The 20,641-nt window shown below is 53.5% G+C and carries 20 protein-coding genes; 1 reads left to right on the top strand and 19 read right to left on the bottom strand.

Translation table 11 applies throughout. The features are described from left to right. Positions 1 to 146: 146 nt before the first annotated feature. From RJP21_RS05150 to spoIIGA, 9 genes are all read right to left on the bottom strand, one after another. A complete protein-coding gene (locus tag RJP21_RS05150) occupies positions 147 to 929 on the bottom strand; it encodes a YlmH family RNA-binding protein (protein WP_160044667.1) in 783 nt (260 codons plus the stop codon). A gap of 6 nt (positions 930 to 935) precedes the next feature. Continuing rightward, on the bottom strand, positions 936 to 1,205 hold the full coding sequence (locus tag RJP21_RS05155; RefSeq protein WP_160044666.1) for a YggT family protein: 270 nt from the start codon (positions 1,203 to 1,205) through the stop codon (positions 936 to 938). Between the two features lie 7 nt (positions 1,206 to 1,212). Then, positions 1,213 to 1,656 (bottom strand): cell division protein SepF, encoded by a 444-nt coding sequence (locus RJP21_RS05160; protein WP_160044665.1) that lies wholly within the window; start codon positions 1,654 to 1,656, stop codon positions 1,213 to 1,215. Beyond that, on the bottom strand, positions 1,653 to 2,348 hold the full coding sequence (locus tag RJP21_RS05165; protein WP_310858372.1) for a YggS family pyridoxal phosphate-dependent enzyme: 696 nt from the start codon (positions 2,346 to 2,348) through the stop codon (positions 1,653 to 1,655). The genes RJP21_RS05160 and RJP21_RS05165 overlap by 4 nt, the downstream gene beginning before the upstream one ends. 7 nt (positions 2,349 to 2,355) lie before the next feature. Next, a complete protein-coding gene (pgeF, locus tag RJP21_RS05170; RefSeq protein WP_310858373.1) occupies positions 2,356 to 3,210 on the bottom strand; it encodes a peptidoglycan editing factor PgeF in 855 nt (284 codons plus the stop codon). A 38-nt stretch (positions 3,211 to 3,248) separates the two neighbouring features. After that, positions 3,249 to 3,563 carry a YlmC/YmxH family sporulation protein gene (locus RJP21_RS05175; protein WP_310858374.1) on the bottom strand — a complete coding sequence of 105 codons (315 nt, stop codon included), beginning with the start codon at positions 3,561 to 3,563 and terminating at the stop codon, positions 3,249 to 3,251. 453 nt (positions 3,564 to 4,016) lie between these two features. After that, positions 4,017 to 4,799, bottom strand: a complete 783-nt coding sequence (gene sigG / locus RJP21_RS05180) for an RNA polymerase sporulation sigma factor SigG (RefSeq protein ID WP_160044661.1) — start codon at positions 4,797 to 4,799, stop codon at positions 4,017 to 4,019. A 77-nt stretch (positions 4,800 to 4,876) separates the two neighbouring features. After that, entirely contained in the window at positions 4,877 to 5,599 is a 723-nt protein-coding gene (sigE, locus tag RJP21_RS05185) for an RNA polymerase sporulation sigma factor SigE (RefSeq protein ID WP_160044660.1), read from the bottom strand. Positions 5,600 to 5,938: 339 nt separating this feature from the next. Next, on the bottom strand, positions 5,939 to 6,913 hold the full coding sequence (spoIIGA, locus tag RJP21_RS05190; RefSeq protein WP_310858609.1) for a sigma-E processing peptidase SpoIIGA: 975 nt from the start codon (positions 6,911 to 6,913) through the stop codon (positions 5,939 to 5,941). Between the two features lie 350 nt (positions 6,914 to 7,263). Between spoIIGA and RJP21_RS05195 the strand changes: the two genes are divergently transcribed. Continuing rightward, on the top strand, positions 7,264 to 7,611 hold the full coding sequence (locus RJP21_RS05195) for a DUF3221 domain-containing protein (protein WP_310858375.1): 348 nt from the start codon (positions 7,264 to 7,266) through the stop codon (positions 7,609 to 7,611). Positions 7,612 to 7,744: 133 nt separating this feature from the next. On the opposite strand, the gene ftsZ is transcribed toward RJP21_RS05195, so the two are convergent. The 10 genes from ftsZ to RJP21_RS05245 form a co-directional block, all read right to left on the bottom strand. Beyond that, positions 7,745 to 8,866 (bottom strand): cell division protein FtsZ, encoded by a 1,122-nt coding sequence (gene ftsZ, locus RJP21_RS05200; RefSeq protein WP_310858376.1) that lies wholly within the window; start codon positions 8,864 to 8,866, stop codon positions 7,745 to 7,747. Between the two features lie 62 nt (positions 8,867 to 8,928). After that, positions 8,929 to 10,206: a cell division protein FtsA gene (ftsA, locus tag RJP21_RS05205; protein WP_160044658.1), complete on the bottom strand. Its 1,278-nt coding sequence runs from the start codon at positions 10,204 to 10,206 to the stop codon at positions 8,929 to 8,931. Between the two features lie 282 nt (positions 10,207 to 10,488). Further along, entirely contained in the window at positions 10,489 to 11,259 is a 771-nt protein-coding gene (locus RJP21_RS05210) for a cell division protein FtsQ/DivIB (protein WP_310858377.1), read from the bottom strand. A 62-nt stretch (positions 11,260 to 11,321) separates the two neighbouring features. Further along, positions 11,322 to 12,605, bottom strand: a complete 1,284-nt coding sequence (gene murA, locus RJP21_RS05215) for a UDP-N-acetylglucosamine 1-carboxyvinyltransferase (protein WP_310858378.1) — start codon at positions 12,603 to 12,605, stop codon at positions 11,322 to 11,324. Between the two features lie 428 nt (positions 12,606 to 13,033). Continuing rightward, positions 13,034 to 14,143 (bottom strand): undecaprenyldiphospho-muramoylpentapeptide beta-N-acetylglucosaminyltransferase, encoded by a 1,110-nt coding sequence (murG, locus tag RJP21_RS05220; protein WP_160044654.1) that lies wholly within the window; start codon positions 14,141 to 14,143, stop codon positions 13,034 to 13,036. 5 nt (positions 14,144 to 14,148) lie between these two features. Then, the gene (spoVE, locus tag RJP21_RS05225; RefSeq protein ID WP_310858379.1) at positions 14,149 to 15,246 is read right to left on the bottom strand and encodes a stage V sporulation protein E; all 1,098 of its coding nucleotides are present in this window, start codon (positions 15,244 to 15,246) and stop codon (positions 14,149 to 14,151) included. 48 nt (positions 15,247 to 15,294) lie between these two features. Continuing rightward, positions 15,295 to 16,716 carry a UDP-N-acetylmuramoyl-L-alanine--D-glutamate ligase gene (murD, locus tag RJP21_RS05230; protein ID WP_310858380.1) on the bottom strand — a complete coding sequence of 474 codons (1,422 nt, stop codon included), beginning with the start codon at positions 16,714 to 16,716 and terminating at the stop codon, positions 15,295 to 15,297. Between the two features lie 3 nt (positions 16,717 to 16,719). Beyond that, entirely contained in the window at positions 16,720 to 17,685 is a 966-nt protein-coding gene (mraY, locus tag RJP21_RS05235) for a phospho-N-acetylmuramoyl-pentapeptide-transferase (protein ID WP_160044651.1), read from the bottom strand. Positions 17,686 to 17,706: 21 nt separating this feature from the next. Continuing rightward, entirely contained in the window at positions 17,707 to 19,110 is a 1,404-nt protein-coding gene (locus RJP21_RS05240; RefSeq protein WP_310858610.1) for a UDP-N-acetylmuramoyl-tripeptide--D-alanyl-D-alanine ligase, read from the bottom strand. Further along, the gene (locus RJP21_RS05245) at positions 19,110 to 20,597 is read right to left on the bottom strand and encodes a UDP-N-acetylmuramoyl-L-alanyl-D-glutamate--2,6-diaminopimelate ligase (RefSeq protein ID WP_310858381.1); all 1,488 of its coding nucleotides are present in this window, start codon (positions 20,595 to 20,597) and stop codon (positions 19,110 to 19,112) included. Before RJP21_RS05245 ends, RJP21_RS05240 begins: the two co-directional genes overlap by 1 nt. Positions 20,598 to 20,641 lie beyond the last annotated feature (44 nt).

Below are 20,641 nucleotides of genomic sequence, written 5' to 3' on the forward strand. Positions count from 1 at the left end.
CACCTCCTAAGAATGTTCAGGTCCCCCTGTTATCAAACGGATCTGATGATACAGCCCTCTTGGATTGTATCGGCCGAATAAAACCATTTTATTAGTATTCGCTTGAATTAGATTTCGACAGGAATAACCTATTTCCTGCTGCGAGTCTACACAAATTTACCTATTTTAACCCGGTAGCGTCCTTTTTTTGTAACGTCCCCCGCTTCCAGCACCTTAAAACGGCCGAAGCCCTGCATCGACACGACATCCCCCGCCTTTAGCGGAGCCGACGGATCCTCGACCGTTTTCCAATTGACGCGGCAGCGGCCGGCCCGGATCGGAATCAACACCTTGCTTCGACTGAGCCTGTACACGTCGGACGCGATCCCGTCCAGGCGCAGCGAGGCGACCGTAATATCCATCGGCTCCAGCGCGGCTTTGTTCGTTTGAAGTTGATCGATCGGCAAAATTTCGCTGTGAACTTGCACGCGATGCACCTGATTCAGGTTCATGTCCAGAAAGGCGCTGATTTCTTCGCATACGACCGTGTGACAGCCGCTCTCCAGCACGTGAATGTCGCCGATTTTGGAACGTTTAATGCCAAGGCCAAGAATCGATCCCATATAATCGCCATGCTCCAACGTCAGAAATTTCCGGTCTACGGAATCGATGCTGAGCACCTTCAGCTTCATGTCCTCGCCGCTTAAATCGCGGTAGTCGGGGGCGATCAGCGCCCTTGTCCGTTCCGCTTCCTCATAACCTCCGTCAAACCGCACGTGCACGTCCGGGTGGCGGTTCGCCAGCGATTCCACGATAAAAGCCTGCCTTGGATCCAAAAAGTCCGTCAGACGGGTTTCATGGTATTGGCCAGCGTTCACAACCCATTCCCATGCCCGATCGACGAACTCGCGCTCATCCGGATGAAAATGATCGTAAATATCCAGTTTCATCGTCACTCACACCAATAAATACATCAGAATCGCAAGAACGCCCCGCTCGGCGAACTGCAGCACGATCAGCGCGATGATCGGCGAAATATCAAGCATTCCCGCGATCGGAGGAATAAAACGGCGAAACGGCGACAAATACGGCTCCACAAGCTTGCCCAGAAGCTCGCCGATAAAGCTTTCCCGCAGGTTCGGAAGCCAGGACATCAGCACGTAAACGATAATCATGTAAAAGTAAATTTGGAACAGATAATCCACGATGGTAATTATATCTAACAAAACCGCTTCACCTCATTCTGTTGTAATCATGTTCATCCGCAAGTATTTCGGAAATGGTGCCTGAGATTTCAACGGTATCCGGGGTACATAAAAAAATGTTCCCGCCAATCTTGGAAATGCCGCCGCTCAAGGCATAAACCGTTCCGCTGAGAAAGTCGATGATCCGCAGCGCCTGGTCGGTACGAACCCGCTGCAAATTGACGACCACCGTCCGGTGGGAACGCAAGTGATCGGCGATTTCCTGGGCTTCGTCGTAGGAGCGCGGTTCATGGAGGATTACCTTGACGTTTTTTTGCGAATGAATGCTGACCACATTATTTCCCCTTGGGTTTCTACGCGCTTCCAACTGCGGAGTTTCAACTTCTTCTTCAACCGGAAGCTGCTCCCGCTCCACGATTTCTTCCTGCTCCTGCAATCCCAAAAAAGACATAAATTTATTCATCACGCTCATCCTTCCCCCTCCTCTTTCCCTACTAAAATGCTGCCTAAACGAATCCAAGTCGCTCCTTCCTCAATCGCCACTTCAAAATCGTTAGACATGCCCATGGAAAGCTCCGTTAACGGTTCCTGCGTAATGCCCCTGCGGTTCAATTCGTCCCTTAACTCGCGCAGCCCCCTGAATACAAAACGGGTATCCTCCGCCTCGTCTTCAAAAGGAGCCATGGTCATCAAGCCGATCACTTTAATATGGGAAAAGTTTTGAATTTCCTGCAAAAACGATGCCGCATCCTCGGGGGACAAGCCGTACTTGCTGTCTTCCCCGGAAATGTTGACCTGTAAAAAAGCTTTGGCCTGAAGCCCCCGCGCGGCGGCTTGCTTCTCCAGTTCCTTGGCAAGCGAGAGCCTGTCCAACGAATGGATGTACTCGAACTTTCCGATCACGTCTTTTACCTTGTTGGTCTGCAGATGACCGATAAAATGCCACGTGCCCCGGTGTCCGAGCGCCTCCCATTTATCCTGTGCGTTTTGCCAACGGTTTTCGCCAATATGCTCAAGCCCGCTGTCCAGCACCTTGGCCGTCATCGCGGGCGAAACATATTTAGTAACCGCCACGATCTTTACTTCTTCAGGCGTTCTGCCGCTGCGCCGGCAAGCCTGCTCAATGCGTCGATTGACGTCCTGTATCCGCTCTTCCAAAGTCACGGAAGGCTCACCCCTCTTTTAGCCCGATCCAACTAGCCATTCGTCCTGTCGTTCCCCCATCCTTCCGGTATGAGAAAAACAAATCGTTACGACAGCTCGTACACCATGATGTACATTCGATATGAGTCGGCAATATTCCTGCTTTAATCATAATGTGTCGATTCATTTCTTTCAAGTTGAGCATATATTTGCCGCCTTCTTTGGTTATGTACCAATCCGATACGGAATACTCGTCATTACCCAGGAAATCTTTTGCTAAATCATGGACATAAGACATAACTTTTCCATCGACTTCATAACAGCAGGACCCGATCGACGGCCCGATGGCCGCTCGTATATCTTCTGGCCGGCTGCCAAAAACCTCCGTCATGCGTTCCGCCATTTTTGCTGCGATTCGCGCCACGGTTCCTTTCCAGCCTGCATGCGCAAGACCGACCACCTGCCGAACCGGATCATAAAAAAACAAAGGCACGCAATCGGCATAAAAAGACGTGAGCATCACGCCCGGTACGTTGGTAAGCAGCCCATCCGTGTCCTGAACGGCCGATTCCCGCGTTAAGCTTCCCGCACCCGCCAGGCTTTTGTCAATAACGGCGATATCGGCGCGGTGGACCTGTTCCCCGCATGTCCATGAAGCAAGCGTAAACCCAAGCCGAGACGCGACAAGCTCGCGGTTGGCAATGACGTCCTCGGCACGGTCGCCGACGTGAAAAGCGCAATTCAGCGAATCGTAAGGCGTCTGGCCCACGCCCCCGTTCCGGCTCGTAAAGCCGGCACTGATGCCGCCATAACGGCTAACCCAAGGCTCCAGCATAAACAGCGCCGGGCGTCCCTGTTCCTCTTTCAAAACAAACGGTTCCATACCTGTTCACCTCAACATCCAGTGTACCACATGAAGACTCACAAATCCCTGTAATTTCGGCGATCCCTTTCCTGGCGGTCTCCGTGGGACGAAGCTTCCTTTTCGTTCGGCAGCGTTTTGAGTTCTTCCATTTTGACCAAAACGACATCCGAACCGATTTTGACGATGTTTTGCCATGGGATGATGAGATCCGCCCCGCCGCCGAACAAGCCCAAAAATTTATTATAACTTGGCACGACGATCGCGTCGATCCGGCCCTGGCGGAGATCCAGCTCCAAATCGCTGATTTGGCCGAGCCTTTTGCCGTCCACGATGTTGATGACGTCTTTGGTTTGAAAATCGGATATTTTCATGTTTATCCCCACCGTCTGTTTTTCTGGAATCAATGTCCGCAGCCCCTTTTCCTCCTAAATTTGCGTGCCTGCATCATCCGCTACCGTATTCTTGATATAAGTATATGTTCCCTTTGGGCAAAATGCCCTTCTTTTTCGAAAATCAAAAACGTTGACCGGCGCCCTATGCTCAGGCCTGATGCGGGTTTGCCCCGACAAATGCTTCAAGTGAAACAACCATGAATGAAACCGCTGATTGCCACATATGTCTGATGAAGAGGCCCTTCGGACATGATCCATAAAATAACCTGTTTTTTGCTTCGACGCCGATTCAGGGGCTTTATAGGTTACCTCGGAAACCATAAGCTCCGATGCATTAAAAAAAACGACCCGAAACGGATCGCTTTTAGGTTTATAGGCTTGGCATAAACGTAAATGTCTTTTCCGCCAATCCTCGATATTCAATTGTTGGTTTTACGATTTCACATGTTTTTGCATTTGCTGAATGGCCGATTTCTCGAGCCGGGACACTTGCGCCTGGGAAATGCCGATTTCGTCGGCAACCTCCATCTGGGTTTTTCCTTCAAAAAAGCGCATGGAAAGAATCATTTTTTCCCGCTGGCCGAGCCTTTGCATCGCTTCACGGAGGGCGATTTCTTCGATCCACTGCACATCCTTGTTTTTGTCGTCGCTGATTTGGTCCATCACGTAGATGGGATCGCCGCCGTCATGGTAAATCGGTTCGAACAGCGACACGGGATCCTGGATCGCGTCCAGGGCAAAAACGACATCCTCTTTGGGTACGTTCAGCACTTCGGAAATTTCGAAAATCGTCGGTTCCCGCGAATTTTGGTTGGTCAAGGAATCGCGCACCTGCAGCGCCTTATAGGCGATATCCCGCAGCGATCTCGAGACTCTGATCGGATTGTTGTCCCTCAGGTACCGGCGGATTTCCCCGATGATCATCGGGACCGCATAGGTCGAAAATTTCACGTTTTGCGACAAGTCAAAATTATCAATAGCTTTCATCAGTCCGATACAGCCTACCTGAAACAAATCGTCGACAAATTCCCCCCGATTGTTGAAGCGCTGAATGACGCTGAGCACAAGTCTCAGGTTGCCGTTCACGAGCTTTTCTCTGGCTGACCGTTCGTTGTGTTGCTGCAAGGAGTGGAATAATTCCCGCATTTCCACGTTGGTTAGGACCGGTAATTTTGCGGTATCCACGCCACAAATTTCGACTTTGTTTCGGGTCATGATGATATACCTCCCAAGGAGAAACATTAATGTACATTATCTCCCTGGGGGCTCATTTTATTCCTTGCAAAATTTCGCTACACCATCTTGTTGAACTCCTTGCGGAGGCGTTTGATAATCCTTTTTTCCAGCCTGGATATGTAGGATTGGGAAATCCCGAGCATATCCGCAACATCTTTTTGCGTTTTTTCTTCGCCGTCCTGCAGGCCGAAACGAAGCTCCATAATCGTGCGTTCCCGGTCGGTCAGCTTTTCGAGCGCTTTGTGGAGCAGCTTCCGGTCGACCTGTTCCTCGATATTGCGGTAGATCGTATCATTTTCGGTGCCGAGCACATCCGATAGAAGCAGCTCATTGCCGTCCCAGTCGATATTGAGCGGTTCGTCGAAAGAAACCTCGCTGCGGATTTTGCTGTTGCGGCGCAAATACATCAAAATTTCGTTTTCGATGCAGCGCGAGGCATACGTGGCAAGCTTGATCTTTTTTTCGGGGTCGAACGTGTTGACCGCTTTAATCAGGCCGATGGCGCCGATGGACACCAGATCCTCGATGTTGATGCCGGTATTTTCGAACTTGCGGGCAATGTAGACGACCAGGCGCAGATTGCGTTCAATCAGCATCGACCGGATGGCCGCATCCCCCGTCGGAAGCCGCTGCAGCAAATATTCCTCTTCTTCCCGGGTCAGCGGGGGAGGGAGCGCCTCGCTGCCGCCGATATAGTAGATTTCTTCGCTTTTCAGCCCCAAAAGAAACAGGATTCGGTAATATTGCAGCTGCGCTATCAATCGCCATTTTACAAGCATTTGTCGTCCTCCTAAAAGTTTCCCGAAGGGAAACTATCTTCGTAAGCATGAGCTTCGTTTCCCGAAGGGAAACTACCTTCGTAAGCATTAACTAATTTCCCGAAGGAAACGATCATCGTAACATGAGCTTCATTCCCGAAGGAAACCGTCGACGATCCATACATGTCATATCGCATTGGAACGTTATTTTTGGACCCCTAAGCATCCATTTGCAAAAGACACGCCCGCCCAAGGCATCAATTTCACCAAATCGGTTTTCCCGCTGACATTGGCTCTCACTTCGGAAAACCAGGTCCGCCGTCATCGCAGGACTTTTCCGAATGATCCGCTTGCTTCCCCTTACAAATGAGCCGACGTAGAGTTGACCGGCAGATTCGCTTCAGCCTTGACGGCGTTTTCCTCCCGTACCAGCTCCGGATGGATGATCGCCTGATAGGATCTGTCACCGGACAATTTGCCCCCATCCAGTCCGATCAACACCTTAGACGAACGGCTTGTCTGATTTCCGATTCGTATTTCGACGGCATCCGGTTTCAGGGCAAGCATAAACGCCGATCCGCGATTGACGCCCCGGTAGGGCACCAGACGCAGCCTGTCGCGCCATTCGAAATCGGCATCGTCCAGCTCTAGCAGCAGTTTGTCCGGTTCTCCCCCGTCCAGCCGCTGCAGCCAGGCCGCAGGCAGCTTTTCCTTCCACAGCGACGCTTCCATGACCATTACAGGGGTTCTCGTCAGCGGGTCCGACAGCTGGTTGCCGGTATCAAGCAATCCGGGACAGGTTACGGTAAAATCCCCGATCGCCACTTGGACTTCTCCCATGTATTCCAGCCTGTTCTCCAGTTTCCGCCGCGTGGAATAAACGAATTTGAACCACAGCAGCACCGCAAAACACATGATAAACGTAAACCAAAACCCGATTTTCAGCTCAAACGAGAGTCCTCCCGAAGCCGTAAACCAGATGCCGTTAAAAATCTCTCCCGTGTTTTTCAGCAAATAATGAATACCGATGATTCCGCCGGCTGCCGCAAAGTTGATCATATAAAAAGCTCCCATGTTCCGGATATAGTTTTGCAGACTACCAAAACCGAAAGCGATCCAGAGCATCAACAGAGACAATGCGAATTTGATGATAAAGGTATACATAAAGGAAAGCTCGGGCAGGAACATCATGACGACGTACAGCGCTCCTACCGTCGACGACGCCGCAAGGCGCCACCACCGCAGTCGCTGTTTTCTCGTCCAGGCGGTCAACCACAAAAGCGCGCCGTCGATCAACAGATTGGTGATGAAAATCAGATCAATATAAACAACCAGCCCCATCACCTGCCTGCGCAACGTGGATTCTTAATCGAATCTGCTATGATACCTTTACCGTTCATCATGGCTTTGACTTGGGAGATGTATTTAGTATAAAAAGAACCCTATCCAAAGTCTGTCTAAAATTGGGAGCCGGACATCAACTTTTTTTGTCGAGTTCCGATGATTTTTGAGGAGAAGGCGATGGCCGATTTTGCAGCGACCGATCCGGCGGAGGTTCGGCTGCAACCTTCAATCAGTCATTTGAAAACTCCTTGCTCACGCTTTGAAACATTTCGTGTCCCCCTACCGTTTATGTAAGAAAGGCTTGATCCGACTTCTACACATAGCTTTCTGGAGGAAAAAGCATGAGCAAATGGTTGATTTGGATGGTTATGTTTCTTGTTCTCGCAGCGGGACCTTCGCCCTCCGGATCTGTTGCGGATGACCGCTGGAACGTTAAAGAGGGTTTTGTTGTCGAAAAAAAACCGGGAAAGATTTTGGTGGTGCGCGACAAAGTGCAGAATCCAAATATGACGCTGGCTCAAATCCTGGAGGACGCTCAGCCGAATGCAATCTGGCTTTCGGTGAGCCAAGCCGATTATGATGCGGTCGAAAAAGGAGACCAGGTCAGCATCGCCATTCCGGACGGCTTGATCCTCGAATCCTATCCTGCCCAGGCGGCGGCGCATGTGGACAAGCTGGGTTCGCCGTGAACCGGAACAGCAAAACACCGCCAGGACGTCTTCAACCGCGGTGATTCAAGTTAAATAGGCGCTTCAGCATCTCAAAAAAAGACCCGCTTTCCATTCAATATGGAAAGCGGGTCTTGGCTTATACGGTATGAGATTAGTCCTTTTGACGCGAACGGTTCCGCAAAAACGTCGGAATGTCTAATTGGTCGCTGCTGGTCTGGTTGCCGAACGGACGAAGGTTCGACGTGCTGTTGCGGTTCTCCGCAGCCGGTGGTTCAGAAGGTGCGGCAGCTCCCGGCTTGCGGGATGGAGGCGCAGGGGTGCGGTTTTCAAATCCCGTCGCGATAACGGTGACTTTGATTTCGTCCTTCATGGCTTCATCAATGATCGCACCGAAAATCATGTTCACTTCCGGATCGGATGCGGAGGTTACGATTTCGGCCGCTTCGTTGACTTCGTACAGGGACAGGTTGGTGCCGCCTGTAATGTTCATGATGACGCCGAGTGCGCCTTCGATCGAAGTTTCGAGCAGCGGGCTCATAATCGCTTTGCGTGCAGCTTCGGCTGCACGGTTTTCGCCTGTCGCTATGCCGATCCCCATCAAAGCCGAACCGCGTTCGGTCATGATCGTTTTGACGTCGGCGAAGTCAAGGTTGATCAGGCCGGGCACCTTGATCAAGTCGGAAATGCCCTGTACCGCTTGACGCAGCACGTTGTCCGCCTCGCGGAATGCCTCCATCATCGGTGTTTTTTTATCAACGATTTCTAATAGCCGATCATTCGGAATAACGATAAGTGTATCGACTTTTTCCTTTAAGGCTTCGATACCGAGCACAGCCTGGGTGGAACGCTTGCGTCCTTCAAATGTAAACGGACGCGTTACCACGCCAACGGTCAATGCTCCGCATTCCTTGGCGATTTCGGCGATGACCGGAGCGGCTCCCGTACCGGTTCCCCCGCCCATGCCTGCGGTCACAAAAACCATGTCAGCACCTTTGAGGGTATTCATGATCAGATCGCGCGACTCTTCGGCCGCCTTTTTCCCTACTTCAGGGTTGGCTCCGGCACCGAGGCCGCGGGTCAGTTTATCCCCGATTTGCAGTTTATGTTCCGATTTGGCCATATGCAAAGCTTGGGCGTCCGTATTCACCGTGATGAATTCGACGCCTTGAACGCCGTTTTCGATCATTCGGTTCACGGCATTGCTGCCGCCGCCGCCCACGCCAATTACTTTAATTTGCGCCAAGCTCTCCATTTCAAAATCAAATTCCAACATACTTTCCCATCTCCCCCTCATTGTGCATGGATGGCCCGTCCAATTATTTAAATGGAACCTGCTTATATGAAATCACTGAAAATATTTTTCAATCGTTCAATAAAGCCTGGTTTTTGGGCAGTCTCCGGATTCGTAGCAGGACTCGCTTTTGGGCGGTTCACTGTTTTCTTGTTGCCCGCATTGCTCACGTTTGCGCTGCTGCCGCTGCGTACGCGGATACTGCGGATGACGTTATGTAAAATGCCAACGCCGCTGGTGTAACCAGGGTCTCTGACGCCGATGAAATCCGGCACGGCAATTCTGACGGAAGCCGCCAGCTCCGCTTGCGCAACCTGCAAAACGCCCGGCATGGATACCGTGCCGCCGGTAAGGATATAACCTCCCGGAAGCTCGGCATAACCGAGACGCTTGACCTCTTCGCGAACGAGATGGAAGATTTCCTGCACCCGCGGTTCCACGATGGCTGCCAGGTCTTCTTGGTTGAATTCCTTTTCGACGTTGCTGCCGATCCGGACCACCTTGAACGTAACGTCGGGCGCGGCATCGGCCATCAAAGCGCAGCCGTATTTGAGCTTCACCTTTTCCGCCTGATCCGTCAACGTCCGAAGCCCGTAAGCGATGTCGTTCGTCACGAACTCGCCGCCGATCGGCAGCGTTGAAGTCGAAATCATCGTGCCGCCTTCGAAGATGGCGATGGTCGTGGAACCGGCACCGATATCCACAAGGACCGACCCCATCGTTTTTTCGTCTTTGGACAATGCAAGCTGGCCCGCGCCCAAAGACATCAGCACCAGATCCTTGATTTTCAAGCCTGATTTTTCAACACAGCGCAAAAGATTATGTATCGCGGTCTTCGCGCCGGTAATGATGATTGCCTCCACCTCCAGGCGGACGCCGATCATGCCGCGCGGATCCTGAATTCCCTCCAAACCGTCAACGACGTATTGTTTTGCAACTACATCAATGATTTCCCGGTCAGGCGGAAGAGCGACCACTTCGGCGGCCTTAAGCACGCGTTCAATGTCCTCCTCGCCGATTTCCCGATCCTCGTTCGATACTGCCACGACGCCGTGGCTGGATTGAAGTCCGATATGGTTGCCTGAAATGCCGACATATACTTCCGATATTTCAATACCGACCATACGCTCCGCATGATCCACGGCACTACGGATGGATTGTACAGTCTGGTCAATATCTACAATTGCACCTTTACGAATTCCTTCCGAGTCGGCAGATCCAACTCCAATAATATTAAAGGTTCCATTATTCACTTCCCCAATAATAGCACGAACTTTGGATGTACCGATGTCCAAACTAACAATGATGTCATTGTTGCTCAACCGTGGCACCTCCTGTTTTCTATAGTATCTTTCCCATGAATAAAACACTCGTTTTTACATATTCAACATAGAATATTCTTTCCCTCTTTTTTCTACAAATTTTTCGACTGCCAACATTTAGTATAACAGGCTAAAAATCAAAAGAAAAAAGAGGGAGATTTTTAAGCGCGGAAAGTCCGAAAGAATGATCGGTCCCCCGCTGTTAGCATCGTTTTGATCGAAAAACAAACAAAATTTAGTTCAAACGGTATAGATAACCCATAAAGTTAATTGTAGCATTTTTTAATTGCCGTGAGTAGTGCCATTTTGGTCCGACTCTTCGCCACCGGGAGTCTCAAACGGCGTATACGTGTCGGCTTCCAGCATCGTGATCGTCCCCGGCTGGGCATTCTCGATCACCTGGTTCAAATATTCGATCTTGTCGCCCAATAGAGAGATGGCTGTAATCACCACGAATCGCGATCGCGTATACATCTTGATCCGGTCGGGAAAGGAAGCGGTCGGCGACGGAATAATCTCCGAAATGTCGGAGATCAGCTCATTCGGGATTTGCCCCAGCGCCTTGCACAGCTCCGCTTTGTTCGGATCGTTCGGACTCCATTTGGTAAGGATCGGCTTCTCCACGGCAATGCCGCTGCTGTTTACGGCGACCTTGGTGCCGTTCGCGAGAATCGCGTCCAATCGGCCGCCTTCGCCCAGCTCGTAAGCGACGGTAGGGTACTCTTCGATTCTGACGTTGATTTCACCGGGGAAATGCTTGTCCACGACAGCTTTTTGAATCGACTTGATTTGCAGCAGCTGGTTTTCGACCTTGGAAGGCGAGACGCCGAAATATTGGATTCCCGTCTTCAGCCCGCTGGCCTGCAAGAGCTGTTCCCTTGAGGAAAACGTATTGCCGGTAAATTGGATTTCCGTCACCTGGCTCACAGGCGAGCGAAAGAACAAAACCGCCAAAATCGCGATAAACAAAAGCAGTAAAATGGATATAATTTTCCGGCTGGCTTTTTTCTTGGGCCTGTTCTCTTTTAAAACGGGAATGTGAGCTTTTGGCATAGGGTTCTCTCCACAAAATACCTCTTATCCCCTCTCGCGGGAGGGAGGGGATAAGCATGGCGTTAATTTGCTAAATCTAGCGGTCTGGGCACCGGCGATAACCGGTGGATGTCAGCTCCCAGCTTTTGAAAGAGCAGCTCGATATGTTCGTAACCTCTGTCAATGTGATGAACTTGTTCGACGATGGTTTTCCCTTGGGCGGCCAGTCCGGCAATGACCAGCGCCGCTCCGGCCCTCAGGTCCGTGGCTTCGACGGTCGCGCCGTACAGCCGCTGCACACCTCGTATAAACGCACAGTTTAAGTCGGTGGATATGTCCGCGCCCATTCGCGTCAATTCATCGACATGCTTGAATCTGCCTTCAAACACCGTCTCCTTCATGACGCTGAAACCGTCGGCCAGCGACAGCAGCACCATCACCTGCGACTGCAGGTCGGTCGGAAAGGACGGATAAGGCGAAGTGACGATCCGTTCGATCGCCTTCGGGCGGCTCATGCTGCTTACGTTTATTATATCATTGCAGGTGCTGATTTGAACACCGGCCCGCTTGAGGACGTGGAACAAGGACGACAGATGCGCCGGGTTGCTGTGGGTCAACGTCACGTTTCCTCTCGTGGCTGCCGTGGCGATCATCACGGTTCCGGCTACGATCCGGTCCGGAATAATGGTATATGAACACGGTGTAAGCCGGTCTACGCCTTGGATCGTGATCGTATCCGTTCCCGCCCCGATGATGCTCGCGCCCATGGCATTCAGGAAGTTTTGCAGGTCCTGAATCTCCGGCTCGCGCGCCGCATTGGTAATGGTGGTTGTGCCTTCAGCCATCACGGCGGCCATCATAATGTTTTCGGTCGCTCCGACGCTCGGAAAATCCAGATGGATATCCGCCCCTTTTAGCTTGCGGGCTTTGCATATGATTCTCTGATCAAATTCCTCGATCTCGGCTCCCAGCGCCTGCAGCCCCCGAAGATGCAGGTCGATTTTCCGCTCGCCGATCGCGCAGCCGCCGGGTTGATAGACGGCAACCTCTCCGAACCTCGCAAGCAGCGGCCCCATCAAAAATATGGAGGAGCGCATTTGCTTCATCAAATCTTCCGGTACATGAAACGAATTGGCGGACGACGTATCCAAGGCAACCGTCTCCTGATCACGCAAAGTCGTGCAGCCGATCCGATCCAGGATGTTCAGCATCACGTCGATATCCAGAAGACGGGGGACGTTGCTCAGCTGAACTTTGCCTGCGGCCAGCAAGCTCGCTGCCAGAATAGGCAATGCGGCATTTTTTGCTCCATGGATACGTATGGTTCCTGACAGGGATTTCCCACCCTCAATCACCAATTTGTCCAATGTATCACCTCCGAGTTTACCCCTCAACCGCCGCATTCTCTCTTTGCAGGCCGCTGCCGTGCCTGCCCGCTTGGAGATTCAAAGTCTCGTACAATGAATGCTTCAGGATGAGATCGTCCTCTGCTGTCGTTTGACCGGCCTGAAATCCAGTACAACCCTTCAGCGGACTTGTTTTTGCGTGACACATCAGACCCATGTGCTCGGCCTTGCAAGGCGAAAGTTGTGCGCGAAAGCGGCTTAATGGCAACCGGTCGGCATTCTCCTGACAAAAAAAGAACATCCGTTTCGATCAAGGCCACAGCTTCGTGCCGAAAGCCGCGTCAAACTCCGCGCAGTTCGGGCGGGGCCGGCGTTCGGGTGGTGATTGTCACGATTATAGAGTATCTTATGTCGCGCGCGACAAGTGTGTGACAGTCGCCCAGCCCCTTTTACCGCCCCGATGCGAGGCGGCGCATTTCTTCGACGATCAGGTTCGCCGAATCCGGTTTCCCAAGCCTTTTCGATTGTTCGGACATCTTTTGCTGAACATGAATATCGCCCATGATATCCTCGATAGATTGAAAGAGACGCTTGCCGGATAAGTCCTTCTCCAGAATGACCTTCGCCGCTCCGGCCTTTTCCAGCTGGCGCGCGTTGGCCTCCTGATGGTTATTGGTCACGTTCGGCGAAGGGATCAGGATCGAGGGAATGCCCAAAGAATTGATTTCAGCCAGGAAGGATGCCCCCGCCCGGTTGACGATCAGCGATGTGGCCGCAAGCACCTCCGGCATGTTATGCACGTAAGGAAGCACATGCAGATGATTCGGCATGCTGCCGAGTTTGACGCGGATCTCTTCACGCGTCTTATCGAAATATTGCTCGCCCGTCACATAAACAAAATGAATGTGTTTGAGCTTCTGAAGCTGCGGAGCCATTTCGATCATCGCGTCGTTGATCGCTTTTGCCCCGCGGCTCCCGCCGACGACAAGCACGACCGAACTGTCCATCGGAATGCCCAGCGACGCGAATCCCCGTTCCCTGTTGGCGGACTGCACGGTGGTTGCCCGCGGGTTGCCCGTGTATATGACGCGTTTGGCCTTAGGGAAGGAACGCTCCGAACCTTCGAAGCTGACGGCCACCGTGCTGACGTACCTGCTCAGGAACTGGTTGGTCAAGCCGGGAATGGCGTTTTGCTCATGGATGATGGACGGGATGCCCAGCTTGGCCGCCGCATAAACGACCGGTCCGCAGACGTAACCGCCCGTGCCGATCACCACGTCCGGTTTGAATTCGGCAAGCATCCGCTTGGACGCTTTGACGCCTTTCAAAAAACGGATGACCGTCTTGATGTTTTCCGCCGACAATTTGCGGCGAAAGCCCGTAATGTCGATCGATTGAAAAGGAATTTGCTCCTGCGGTACAAGCTTGCTTTCCAAGCCTTTCGTGCCGCCGATATATAAAAACGCAGAATCGGGGTCTTCCGCTTCGCACTGCCTCGCAACGGCGATAGCCGGGTAGATGTGCCCCCCGGTCCCGCCGCCCGTTAGAACGACTCGCATGCCGATCACCTCGCATAACGTGATAGATTAAGTAAAATGCCCAGGGCGGTCAGCATCAGCGTAAGCGACGAGCCGCCGTAGCTGATCAGCGGCAACGTAATCCCCGTGACCGGCATCAGGCCGATGACGACGCCGATATTGATGATAACCTGCACGGCGACCATGCCGACGATGCCTACCGCAAACAAGCTGCCGAAACGGTCGGGAATCGTCATCGCGACACGCATGCCCCGCCAGACCAGGATCAAAAACAGGAGCAGCACGATCAGGCCGCCGATAAAACCGAGCTCCTCGGCCAAAATCGAAAATATAAAGTCCGTTTGCGGCTCCGGAACGTAGCTGTACTTTTGACGGCTCATTCCGAGTCCCAAACCTCCAAGCCCGCCCGGGCCGATGGCGTATAACGATTGAATAATCTGATAACCCGTCCCGAGCGGATCGGACCAAGGGTCGAGAAACCCGGTAATCCGCTTCAGGCGATAAGGCGCGGCCAAAATCAGGCCGACAAATCCGGCAGCGCCGGCCAACCCCAACATGCCCAAATGGCTTAAGCGCGCTCCGGCCGTAAAAATGATCATCATCGCAGCTCCCAGCATCACGGTGCCCGTACCCAAATCCGGCTGGAGCATAATCAGGCCGAAGGCTAGTCCGACCAGTCCCAGCGGCGGCATCAGGCCCCTGCCGAACGAGGTGATGTTCCACTCGTCGCTGCTCAGCCATTTCGAGAGGAACAAAATCATGCCCAGCTTCATAAATTCGGACGGCTGGATGCCGAACGAGCTGATGCCGAGCCAGCTGCGCGCCCCGCCGCGAACGACGCCGATCCCCGGTATCAACACGATGACCAACAGGACGAAGCAGACGATCAAGGCGAGCTTGGCGTATTTTTTCCATATCCGAAAATCGATGCTGGCCGTAAAAAACATGGCTACAAGTCCAAGTCCAGCAAAAAGCAGCTGGCGTTTGACGAAATAGAAAGAGTCCCCATGTTCATGGAATGCGAGCACCGAGCCTGCGCTGTATACCATAATGATGCCGATCGTGAGCAGTCCCAAGATGCAGAGAAACAGCCACAAGTCCGGCGCCGGGCGTGTCTTGTTCATGAAGAGGCCACCTTTTGCGAAAAAGTAGGGGCTTATCCACCCCCCTACTTAAAGATTATGCACCGCCTCTTTAAAAATGCGTCCACGCTCCTCATACGAGGCAAACATATCCCAGCTGGCGCAGGCGGGAGACAAAAGCACGATATCCCCCGGCTCTGCGGCGGCATGCGCTGCCTTTACGGCTGCGCGAAGCGTGTCGGCGGCGTCCTCCTCATTATCGACGACGACAATATGCTTTAATCCGGCAAGATGCGACACGTTGGCGATTTTATGCGCCGTTTCGCCAAGCGCGACCACCGCTTTGACGCGTTCCGACAAGACCGGCGCGAGCTCCATGTAATCCGAGCCCCGGTCCAGTCCCCCGGCAATCAAAACGATCGGACGATGAAAGGATGTTATGGCCATCATCGTCGCTTTGGCATTGGTCGCTTTCGAATTATTGTAATAAGCGACTCCGTTCAGTTCCTTGATGTACTCCAATCGATGTTCCACGCCATGGAAGGAGGACAACGGCCCTCTTAACCGGTTCGCGGGCACGCCGGCGGCGATGGCGATCGCGCAGGCGGCCGCCGCATTTGCGACATTGAAGCGGCCCGGGATACCGACTTCCTCCACGGGGATGATCTCTGTGACTTGGCCGTGTTCATCCCGGTATACGATGCTGCGCCGAACTTCGTCCTCTACGCCTTGGATAAAAGAAGGGCTGACGTAGACGCCTTCCACCAACTCCTCGTTGGTAGAGAAAGGCAGTAGCTTCGCCTTGATGTAGGGCACGAGCTCGCGGCAGGTCGAATCATCCCAATTGAGGACTGCGGTATCTCCTTCTCCCTGATTGGCGAACATTTTGGCTTTGGAAGCGACATAATCCTCCATATCGCCATGGTAGTCCAGATGCGTTTCCGCCAAGTTCAGCAAACATCCGATGCGCGGACGGAATTCCTTCGTTCCTTTCAGCTGGAAGCTGCTCAGTTCGGTCACCATCCAGTTGCCGCTGTCCGCGTCTTGCGCGGCTTCGCAAAGCGGCGTCCCGATGTTCCCCGCCACGATCGGACGCATGCCGGCTTCCTCCAGCATGTTTCCGACCCAGGTCGTGGTCGTCGTTTTGCCGTTCGAGCCCGTAATGCCGATGATGGGCGCACTGCAAATATGATAGGCGACCTCCACTTCGGTGACGATTTCGATACCGAGCTCCAGCGCTTGCTTGACCGGCCCGACTTTATAAGGAATCCCCGGATTTTTGATAAGCAGAGAAATACCGGGATGAACCAGATCCGCCGGATGACCGCCGCAAATGACGGTAATGCCGAGCGCCTCCAGTTCCCCGGCTTCGGGGCACTGATCTCTGTTTTTTTGGTCGTTGACGGTCACCTTCGCGCCGTAACTGTGCATCACCTTGGCAACTTGTACACCGCTTTTGGCCAGGCCCAGCACGACGACTTCCTGATCTCTGTAAGATTCTGGATGCTTCATATTCTACAACCCCTTGTTCAAGTAAAGTCCGATGCCCGCGAGTACGATGCTCACCAGCCAGAACGTTATGACGACGCGCCATTCCGACCATCCCGACAATTCGAAATGATGGTGGATCGGACTCATTTTAAATATGCGTTTGCCTCTCGTTTTAAACGACGCCACCTGCAGCACCACGGACAACATCTCGATGACGAACACGCCGCCGATGACGATGAACAGCAGCTCCGTTTTGGTCACGATCGCAATGGCGCCGATCGCCCCCCCGATGCCGAGTGAACCGGTATCGCCCATAAACACTTTGGCGGGATGCGCATTGAAGACCAGAAATCCGAGTACCGCTCCGATCATCGCCGCGGCGCAAACGGCCGCGGACAGCGACGTCGCCTGCATGGCCACCAGGGCAAAGGCGGCACAAGCGATGGCGCTGACGCCGGACAGCAAACCGTCCACTCCATCCGTAAAATTGACCGCGTTGGTGACAGCCATCATCATGATGACAATAAACGGATAATAAAACCAGCCTCCCCAGTCAAACGAGAAGGAAGTTCCCGGAACGTGGATCGCGGTGCTGTGGCCGTTTTGAATCAGCAAAATGCACATGATCGCCGAAAACAGCAGCTGGCCGATCAGCTTTTGGCGCGCCGTCAAACCCAGCGAGCGCTTAAACACGATTTTGATATAATCGTCGAGAAACCCGATAAGTCCGAATCCGAGCGTAGCCACCAGCAGTACGTAAAAATCGGTGTTGATGACCGAAAATTTCAAGAAAGACAGCGTAAAAGCCAAAATGATTACGATACCGCCCATCGTGGGCGTGCCGGCTTTTTTCAAATGGCTTTGCGGGCCGTCGTCGCGAACCTGCTGTCCAAATTTCAGCCGCCTCAAAAGCGGAATGAGGAGAGGAGCGGCAATGATCGCGAGAATAAATGAAACGCCTATCGTCAGCAGCAGCAATTGATAATCCATGGATTCACCCCCTCCTTATGTTTAGTTATGCAAGTCTTTTTTGACAAGAGCATCCACTATTTCTTCCATTTTCATCCCTCGCGAAGCTTTGATTAGCACGATGTCTTTCGGATGAACTTGCCCGGCAAGATGGGAGGCGAGTTCTTCTTTATCGGAAAAATGATAGACGGGAAGATCCGGACGCTTGCGTCTGGCCGCTTCCGCCGTTTCCTCCGACAGCGCTCCGAACGTGTACAGCATGTCGACTTTGCCGTCCGCCGCATATTCGCCGACTTCCGCATGGAACTCGAGCTCTTTCGGCCCAAGCTCAAGCATGTCCCCTAGAACGGCGATCTTCCGGCGATGTCCTTTGAGGCTGTCCAGCACGTCGATTGCCGCCTTCATCGACAGCGGACTGGCGTTGTATGCGTCGTTCAGAACGGTAAGCCCGCTTGGCGCCGTAATCTGCTCAATCCGCATCCCCGTCAGGCGCAGGCCGGACAGTCCCTTGCGAATGCCGTCCTTGCCGATGCCGAAATAATCCGCGACCGCAAGCGCGGCCAGACAGTTGATGACGTTATGCTGTCCGAGCAGCGGCAGGTCGAGGCCTTCCTCTGGATGCCTGTGGGTAGTGAAAATGACGCCTTTGCCGTGGAACATCATCCCGGTCGGGTAATCGTCGTTTTTATCCGGATCCATGCCGAACGTAAAAGTCTTCAGCCCTTCCGGTTTTACCGTCTCCGGCTCATCCAGCACAAGCGGAATCAGCGGCTCATCGCCGTGGTAAACCAGCAGACCGCCCGGCTTCATGCCGCTTATGATCTCGACCTTGGCGCGGGCGATTTCATGCCTCGACCCGAGCTGCAGCAGATGGGCTTCGCCGATGTTCGTAATGACGGCTACTTCCGGCGAAGCGATCGCCGACAAGCTTTCGATCTCGTGGCGTCCGCTCATGCCCATCTCCAGCACCGCGATTTCCGTATCCTGCGGCATTTCGAGAATCGTCAGCGGCAGGCCGATATGGTTGTTGAAGTTCCCGCCGGTTTTGTGAACCTTGAAAGAAGTGCCGAGCAGCGCGTACACCATATCCTTCGTCGTCGTTTTGCCGTTGCTGCCGGTAATGCCGACGACGCGGCAGCCGACTTCCGCCAGGTAGGCTTTGGCCAGCGCCTGCAGCGCGGCGAGCGTATCCTCAACGACAATGGCCGGCCCCGCCGGCGGAAGGCCGCGGTCCCGCTGCCATAACACGGCGCCTGCGCCGCCTTCAAGCGCGGCCGCGGCAAAGGCGTGGCCGTCGAATTTCTCGCCCACCAGCGGCACGAACAGCCTGCCGGATTCGATTTTGCGGGAATCCGTAAAGACCCCCTTTACCCGTATATCACAATCATGGTCATGCGCAAGATTTCCTCCGCACATGACCGCCACTTCGTCCAGCTTCTTCGTAATCACTTGTTCATACCCCTTATCGCTTCCTTGGCCACTACCCGATCGTCAAAATCGTATTTCGTATGTCCAATGATTTGGTAGGTCTCATGACCTTTCCCCGCAATCAATACTACATCGTCGGGGCTTGCCATTTCAATAGCCTTTTGTATGGCCGCCCGCCGGTCCACGATGAGCCGGTATTTGTCCTGCGGAACGGATTCTTCGATGAGCCCCGCCTCGATGTCCTTCAGGATCAGGTCCGGGTTTTCCGTCCGCGGATTGTCCGAAGTCACCATAACGAAATCGCTGTATTTCGCCGCAAGCTTGCCCATCAGCGGGCGCTTCGTACGGTCGCGGTCGCCGCCGCAGCCAAAGACGGTAATGACGCGGCCCTTCGCAAACTCATTGACGGTTTTCAGCACGTTCTCCAGTCCGTCCGGGGTATGCGCGTAATCGACGATCACCGCAAACGGCTGGCCTTCGTCCACCGCCTCCACGCGGCCGTCCACGCCCGGCACCGATTCCAGGCTGCGCTTGATGCCGTCAAGCTCAAGCCCTTCCACAAGTCCGGCCGTAATCGCCGCCAGCGCGTTGTATACGTTGAATTTGCCGACCATTTTCAGCTGGATGTCGGCGCTGCCCCGGAACGTGTCCACATGGAAAGACGTGCCCTGGGCGGTGACGGAAATGTTCGAGGCGCGCACGTCCGCTTTTTCGTCCAAGCCGTATGTAATGACCTCCGCAGCCGTAATCTTGGCGAAATATTGCGATGCTTCGTCGTCGGCGTTTAAAACGGCGAATTTCCGCTCGCTTTCCTGACGCCCGAATTTGTTGCCGAGCCGGGAGAAAAAGAGGCCTTTCGCGGCTCTGTACTCCTCCATGGTGTTATGGTAGTCGAGGTGATCCTGGGTCAGGTTCGTAAAGATCGCCGTGCGGAAATCGGTCCCTTTTACCCGTCCTTGCTCGAGCGCATGGGAGGAAACCTCCATTACGCAGCACTGCACGCCGCCTGCCGACATGTCGTCCAAGGAACGCTGCAGCTCGAGCGCTTCCGGGGTCGTGCCGGACATCGGAAACGTGCGGCCGCCGTAGCGGGTCTGGATCGTGCCGATCAGACCGGTCGGAATGTCATGGTCGTTCATCATCTTTTCGATCAGGTAGGTGGTCGTCGTTTTCCCGTTGGTTCCGGTGACGCCGATCATTTTCATGTGCGAGCTTGGCGAGCCGAAAAACGCATCCGCCATGACGGCCATCGCGTAACGGCTGTCCTTGACGATAACCTGCGGCAGTTCGATATCCAGTTCCCGTTCGACCACAAGCGCAACCGCGCCTTTTTCGGCCGCCTGCCCGGCGAATTCATGGCCGTCCACCGTATGCCCGGGCAAGCAAATGAACACGTCTCCGGGCGCCACCTTGCGCGAGTCGGTCTGAAGACCGGTGATGGTGATGTCCCCGCTCCCTTTGATTTGTGCAATTGTTAGTGTTGAAGCCAGTTCATTCAGTTTCATTACGTATCCCTCGCTCTAGTTTCTATTATCGTCCATTGCTGCAA

It is taken from the genome of Paenibacillus sp. VCA1, from assembly GCF_031583795.1.
Taxonomy (GTDB): domain Bacteria; phylum Bacillota; class Bacilli; order Paenibacillales; family Paenibacillaceae; genus Paenibacillus_AQ; species Paenibacillus_AQ albilobatus.

Bases quoted from the DNA above. Each gene is read 5' to 3' on its own strand.
- RJP21_RS05150 (WP_160044667.1), bottom strand. From the start codon at position 929: ATGAAACTGGATATTTACGATCATTTTCATCCGGATGAGCGCGAGTTC.
- murG (WP_160044654.1), bottom strand. From the start codon at position 14,143: ATGCGAGTCGTTCTAACGGGCGGCGGGACCGGGGGGCACATCTACCCG.
- RJP21_RS05195 (WP_310858375.1), top strand. From the start codon at position 7,264: ATGAGCAAATGGTTGATTTGGATGGTTATGTTTCTTGTTCTCGCAGCG.
- ftsZ (WP_310858376.1), bottom strand. From the start codon at position 8,866: ATGTTGGAATTTGATTTTGAAATGGAGAGCTTGGCGCAAATTAAAGTA.
- sigG (WP_160044661.1), bottom strand. From the start codon at position 4,799: ATGACCCGAAACAAAGTCGAAATTTGTGGCGTGGATACCGCAAAATTA.
- spoVE (WP_310858379.1), bottom strand. From the start codon at position 15,246: ATGAACAAGACACGCCCGGCGCCGGACTTGTGGCTGTTTCTCTGCATC.
- RJP21_RS05175 (WP_310858374.1), bottom strand. From the start codon at position 3,563: ATGAAAATATCCGATTTTCAAACCAAAGACGTCATCAACATCGTGGAC.
- mraY (WP_160044651.1), bottom strand. From the start codon at position 17,685: ATGGATTATCAATTGCTGCTGCTGACGATAGGCGTTTCATTTATTCTC.
- RJP21_RS05160 (WP_160044665.1), bottom strand. From the start codon at position 1,656: ATGAGCGTGATGAATAAATTTATGTCTTTTTTGGGATTGCAGGAGCAG.
- pgeF (WP_310858373.1), bottom strand. From the start codon at position 3,210: ATGGAACCGTTTGTTTTGAAAGAGGAACAGGGACGCCCGGCGCTGTTT.
- RJP21_RS05245 (WP_310858381.1), bottom strand. From the start codon at position 20,597: ATGAAACTGAATGAACTGGCTTCAACACTAACAATTGCACAAATCAAA.
- RJP21_RS05210 (WP_310858377.1), bottom strand. From the start codon at position 11,259: ATGCCAAAAGCTCACATTCCCGTTTTAAAAGAGAACAGGCCCAAGAAA.
- murD (WP_310858380.1), bottom strand. From the start codon at position 16,716: ATGAAGCATCCAGAATCTTACAGAGATCAGGAAGTCGTCGTGCTGGGC.
- sigE (WP_160044660.1), bottom strand. From the start codon at position 5,599: ATGCTTGTAAAATGGCGATTGATAGCGCAGCTGCAATATTACCGAATC.